Annotated in this window: 6 protein-coding genes; all 6 read right to left on the bottom strand. The window is 64.8% G+C overall.

From position 1 onward, the window contains the following. Positions 1–71: 71 nt before the first annotated feature. Positions 72–518, bottom strand: a complete 447-nt coding sequence (locus AB0J09_RS54965) for a hypothetical protein (RefSeq protein ID WP_360710298.1) — start codon at positions 516–518, stop codon at positions 72–74. 1,246 nt (positions 519–1,764) lie between these two features. Then, positions 1,765–2,298: a DUF6248 family natural product biosynthesis protein gene (locus AB0J09_RS54960; protein WP_360710297.1), complete on the bottom strand. Its 534-nt coding sequence runs from the start codon at positions 2,296–2,298 to the stop codon at positions 1,765–1,767. Positions 2,299–2,474: 176 nt separating this feature from the next. After that, positions 2,475–3,224 carry a hypothetical protein gene (locus AB0J09_RS54955; RefSeq protein ID WP_360710295.1) on the bottom strand — a complete coding sequence of 250 codons (750 nt, stop codon included), beginning with the start codon at positions 3,222–3,224 and terminating at the stop codon, positions 2,475–2,477. A 372-nt stretch (positions 3,225–3,596) separates the two neighbouring features. Then, positions 3,597–3,731, bottom strand: a complete 135-nt coding sequence (locus tag AB0J09_RS54950; protein ID WP_360710293.1) for a hypothetical protein — start codon at positions 3,729–3,731, stop codon at positions 3,597–3,599. A gap of 649 nt (positions 3,732–4,380) precedes the next feature. Continuing rightward, the gene (locus AB0J09_RS54945) at positions 4,381–4,629 is read right to left on the bottom strand and encodes a hypothetical protein (RefSeq protein WP_360710291.1); all 249 of its coding nucleotides are present in this window, start codon (positions 4,627–4,629) and stop codon (positions 4,381–4,383) included. A gap of 216 nt (positions 4,630–4,845) precedes the next feature. Next, positions 4,846–5,456: DNA translocase FtsK (locus AB0J09_RS54940; RefSeq protein ID WP_360710289.1), on the bottom strand; the 611-nt coding region annotated here is incomplete at its 5' end.

Raw genomic sequence — 5,456 nt, 5'->3', positions numbered from 1 at the left:
CTGGCGTTGGCTTGTGGTGGCGCATGTGGTCACTTCGGGGGTGGTCAAGGCGGCAACCTTTGGTGCGGGGATCAGCCTGTTGGGGGATCTGCCGTTTTCTGTACTGGGTTGACAGGTTGTGAGGGAAGACCTTGCTCCAGATCGGGGCTCCAGCCCAGGCTGTGGCGGCGCATGTCCTGCCACTGCTGGCGCATCGCTTCCTGCTCGGCACGTAGCCGTTGGCGGTCAGCTTCGATCTGCTGGCTCTTGGAAGCAAGCACCGACCCGTCGGCGGCGCGCCAGGCTTTCAGCCGGTGACGGGTCCAGCCGGGCACATGCCGAGCCATGCCCGCGAAGGGCCAGGGCCGGCCGTCGGGCAGGTGATCGATGGCGTGCAATACGTCGGCAGCGCTCCATCCGGCGCCGAAGAAGTCACGCACCAGGTACAGGACATAGCGGGCGGACAGTTTGCGCAGGTCCAGGCTGTTCTGGCGCAGCGCTTCTGCAGCTTGGAGGCCTTCCTGGCGCGTGTTCACCACGGATGTGAGTGGCCAGGATACGCGCGAGGGCGGAAGATCGTCGGGAAGAGCCGTCGCCGCGGGAGCATTGGTGCTCCGTGTACGGGGACGCGCGCTCCTTCCCGGGGAGTTTGTTGACCGGGTCTCACGTTGGTCCACAGGCCGCCTCGGCTGGTTGGTCGCGGGCTGAAGATCAGCGGACAGGGCACGGCCGATCGTGGCGTGGGGTGTGACGGTGTCATGCGCACGGCCAGGCAGATATGTCCCAGTCCATCAACGAATCCAGCGTGATCGTGTGAGGGTGCGTTCGGCAAGGGGGTAGCACGCGGCTATGGCAGTTGCGGGTGCGCCGGCCTCGGGTCTAGGCGTGGCGCATGTGACGGTCGTCCTGGCGCGCCCAGTGTGGATGGTCTGCGCGCTTACAGGTGAGGGGAAGTGCCAGCTTCTCATCTCATACCAAAACTGAATGAGAGTTCTATCTGATATCGGGAGTTATGCACCGACCACGGCTTGTTCTTCGCGAGGTCTCACCCATAAGACATGGCTGCACCCCTAAGCTGAGGCGTGTTGAGGTTCACTGATCTTGGGGCGCAAAGGAGTTAATGTGAGCGGCCCTGTGGAATTACGATCCGGCTGCCAGCCCACGCAGTCGACAACCTATGGCGTATCGCCGGTACGAAAGGGATGACTCCGCAGGGCTTGCTGGTACAGCTGGCGGAACGCGCATCGCTGGATCAGGATGGCCAACTCATCCTGCATGACAGCTCAGAGTGGCTGTAGTACTGACATCGCGTCGATACCAGTGCTTGCCCCTCTTCCGGGCTGCTCGATAACGGATCTTATGTCAAGTAGAACGAGCGGCATTGCATCTGCTGCAGCCTCGGCGTTCAGGTCCCTACCAAGCGGGTTAGATATCGGGTTCGCTTGGGTCACTGCTGGACGCCCCGTTATGCGGTTGACCTACGGCTCCGCGGGGCGACTCGAGGGGAACGACCTAAACGAACGTCGGTCGCTCGTCCTAGCCTGCCCCGGCAGGGGTACGCAGCACTCGGGCAGCCACTCATCGGATCGTGCACCGACCAGGTATGTCAGCCTCTAAGTGACCGAAGCAACCGACGCCCCGCCTTGTCATCACAGCGACCGCGCTCTTGTCGGAGAGCTCGCACCAACTGGCGATGCCGGTCGCTTGAGTCGCCGAGGGGTGCGGTCACTTCCTAGTCCAACAACGACGAAGCGTTGCACCGCCCCGTGTTTCGGCAACTTGTGATCAGTGCGGCATCTTTGGACGGCGTTGGTTCGTCATATCGAAAAGCGCATCCTGACGGGGCGTGATCGGCACGAGCGCGCGACGGCGGCCCTGCACGACCGGGGCAACGCCGCCGCGGTGAGGACACTTGCAGACCCACCGACACGGCCGCTGCTCCGGTCGATGGATGATGAGGGCGACGACGTAACCCTTACGGTCGGTGATCGCTCCCGCGTCGCTATCGACCTTCGGCGGGGCCTGACGGTGAACGCACAGGTCGCATCGCTTCGACAGGCAGTTCCAGCAGGTGCCACTTTGACACGAGCACCAGCGCCAGAACCCGTACGGATACACGTCGTCCACCGCGCGGATCCCACGCGTCCAGGCGTGCGCTCTCACCCAGGCCCCCTCCTCCTCGCGCATAGGTGAGGTCATGAGGATCGGGTCAACGATGCCCAGGATGAGCGCGCCATGCAGTCGCAACAGGGGCGTCTTGGAGACGTGTTCCCAGTCGACTTCGCCAGGGCGTTTGCCCGCCCTGGGGTGTGCGCTCATCCCCGCTCCAAGCGGTTGATCGTTATGGCAGGTCATGCTCGGGGCCTGCCTCGAAGGTTGGCGGCTGGGCGGCAGCGGCGCGCCTACGCATCATGAGCCACGGCAAGGGCGTGATGTGGTGCATCGGCTGAGGGAAACTCCTGATGGTCGAAAGTCTGGGGAGGCGGTCGAGCAAGTCATCTCCCTACCGGACCGGCGGTGGGAGTGATCCGCCACCACGAGCGAGCATGTTCCCGGGCGGCGGCCATGAACCGCTCGGCCGCCGCGGCGGCGTCGTCTCCGGTGAAAACGAAGACGGAGTAATCGTTGCCACCACCACGGGAGTACAAGCTGCCGCATGAGCGGGCGAGGTCTGGCAAGGTCCGATAGATGGCCTGAGCGTCCTGTTCGGTCTCGGGGTCGCCGTGGACGATGCTCACCGGGCACAGGCCCGCTACGGCCAGTTCTGCTTCTACGACCACCGAGCGCGCGGCAATTGCCCCGGCGCGGTCAACGGCTGCGAAGGTCGACCAGACTTGTCGCATGCTGGATGCCAGCAGCGTCACCAAGGCCGTTAGCCGGCCCGGCGCCGCATCGGGCTCGTGGCGATGCAGGGTAGCGAGCAGTTCCTCCAGCCGCTGTCGATCGCCGCTGGTTTGGGCGCTGATGATCTCTATCGCCCACTGAATGGAGGACGCAGCGGGCTGGTGTGCACCGCTGGAATATCTGGCAAGGGCGGACGTCTCGGGAGGCAGCAGTCGGCTCGGCTCGCTACTTGACTGAGCGCCTAGGGTGTTGACCCACAGCATGACGGCGTCTTGGACGTGCGTGGCGTTGCTGAGCAACTGGGTCACGGTCGCCGCCAGTTCGTCGTCGCGTCCCGCCAGGGCGGAGCGGAGGGCGCGTGCTGCCAGGTCAGCGGCATGAGGGTCGGGTGAGTTACTCACGGGATGGGTCCCTTCGTCATGGTTTGGAGTGTGCGACCGGTGCGCGGTCAGAACTGGAAGTGCGGCGAGGGTAGAGGAGGCGGTCGGCAACGACCTCGCGGTGCCATAGCCGAGCCGGGCCCGGACGGTAGAGCGGGCCACCTTCTAGCAGGCTGAACCTGCGCCAACGGGCGGACGTTCCGGCTGGTTAGCAGCGGTGTCCGGCATGGCATCGATGCGAGCGCTCAGGGTTGAGCGGGGATGCCACCACTCCCCCATTGGCGGTAGGCGGACATGGTGTCGTCCTCTCGCATCGTCCGCGAGGTGATCAGTCGTTCGCAGCGATCGTTGTTTGATAAGGGTTGCGGCCTGGAGCACGCTGGGCTGACCGGGTCACGAGGTGAACCGGTCGGTGTCTATGCCGCCGCCGTCGGCCGCGGCATAGAGGATGGCGGCGAACACGTCGCCGAGGAGGTTTGTTGCCTCATCCGTGCACGATCTCGAACTGTCGTGGGAGGTGGTTGTCACCGACGGCCTTTCGCCAGGGGCGAGGGTTGGAGCGACCGTGGCGCGCGTGGAAGCGGCTCTGGCACAGCTGTGGCGGTGCGGTACAGGTAAGCAACCTGAATGCCACGTGAAAGGCCCTTGACGTTCGCTGTGCGTCGCGAAGGCCAGGCGATGAGAGCCACGGGTTGAGCTCCTGGCCGCTTGTGGAGGTCTCGGAGTTGGCGGCGAGTGGCAAGGCCGGCAGGTACCTGATCATGCGGGTAAGTAGGCATTGTCTGGGTGCCGTCGGTGACCGCGCCGAAGAGGCGGCGCCGGCGGTGGGCTCGCATGCTGCGGTCCCTGGTGGCGCTCCACGGGCGTCGTCGCCTCGCATGGTCCCGATGATCAGAAGCGGCTGCGTTGAGCTTGTGAATCATTGAATGGTCCTCATCAGGGGTGGGGTTGGCACGTAGCGGATCTCCGGCGGATCCCAGCGCGCACTGTGAAGGGCCAGACGGCGATAGGACGGGTCGGCGATGAGGAGGTCGTTCCGCAGTCGTGGGTTCGGACATGGTGTGATCCGGTTTGGGGTTGGCGGTCGTGTTGGCGTTGTCGGCGGACAGATCTGCTGGCAGGTGCCGATAGGAAAGGTGTTTCCTGCTGTACAGGGACTCGGTGATGGGGCCGCGGATCACCTGGCGGGTTCAGAGGATGGCCGGTGGGGCCTCGGGGTGGCTTGCGTTGCGAGGCGGCGGGCGGCCTCGGCCAGTTCCATCGCACTTTGCCAAAGCCACGGCTCGACTTGCATCGGGCGCTCATGAATGAGTTCAAAGTGCCGGATGAGGGCGTCCACGAAAGCGAACTCTTCGTCGCTGCGTTCCCCTGAGAGGCACGCTCTGAGCTGTTGCGCGGTCTCGGCAAGGTTGCTGGGCGTGGGCATGAGGACTCCTTGTGGCCATGGGGATGTCACCGCACGAGGCAAGGTGAGGTGATGGAAGGTGAAACTGCGAGAAAGTGCCTGGTCGTGAGGGTTCTAATGCGGCCCCAGTCCAGCCTTTTCGAGGCCAGGCTGTGGTTCTGGGCGGTTGAGACGCGAGGGAAGGCACTGCGGAGAGCGGGTACCTCCCACCGCGCGCTCGCCGGCGGGCATGATCGTCTAGTCGCTGCTGGGAGGCGAGGCCTGGTCGCGAATCGCGGCGATCAGTTCTGGCAGGCTGTCTGGAGTTTTCAGGACGGCGCGCGGCTTGGTCCCCTCGCTAGGACCTACGACATTGCGGCTCTCGAGCCCTTCCATGAGCCGGCCGGCCTTCGCGTAGCCGATCTTGAGTTTTCGCTGCAGCATCGCAATGGAGCCCACTTGAGTGGCGACGACGATCTCGGCGGCCTCCACGAGCAGGTCGGTGTCTTGGTCGTGTGTCGGATCAGCGGAGGAGTATCGGTGGGATGTGAGCTCGGCCAGCACCGCGACGGAGTCGAAGCTCTGGCTCCTGACGTGGTTGACCACGTTGCTGATTTCCACATCGGACACGTAAGGCGTCTGGATTCGGTACGCGCCGGTGGCCCCGATCGGCAGGAACAGCGCATCTCCCTGACCCAGGAGCTTGTCGGCGCCGGGCTTGTCCAAGATGACTCGTGAGTCGGCGACGCTGGCGGTGGCGAACGCCAGCCTCGAGGGGACGTTTGCCTTGATCAGGCCGGTGACCACGTCGACCGAGGGCCGCTGGGTGGCGATCACGAGGTGGATGCCGGCCGCGCGGGCGAGCTGCG

The sequence above is a fragment of the Nonomuraea sp. NPDC049784 genome, assembly GCF_040659615.1.
Classification (GTDB): domain Bacteria; phylum Actinomycetota; class Actinomycetes; order Streptosporangiales; family Streptosporangiaceae; genus Nonomuraea.
Note: the sequence above shows the minus strand (reverse complement) of the source record. Positions and strands in the feature narration are given on the sequence as shown.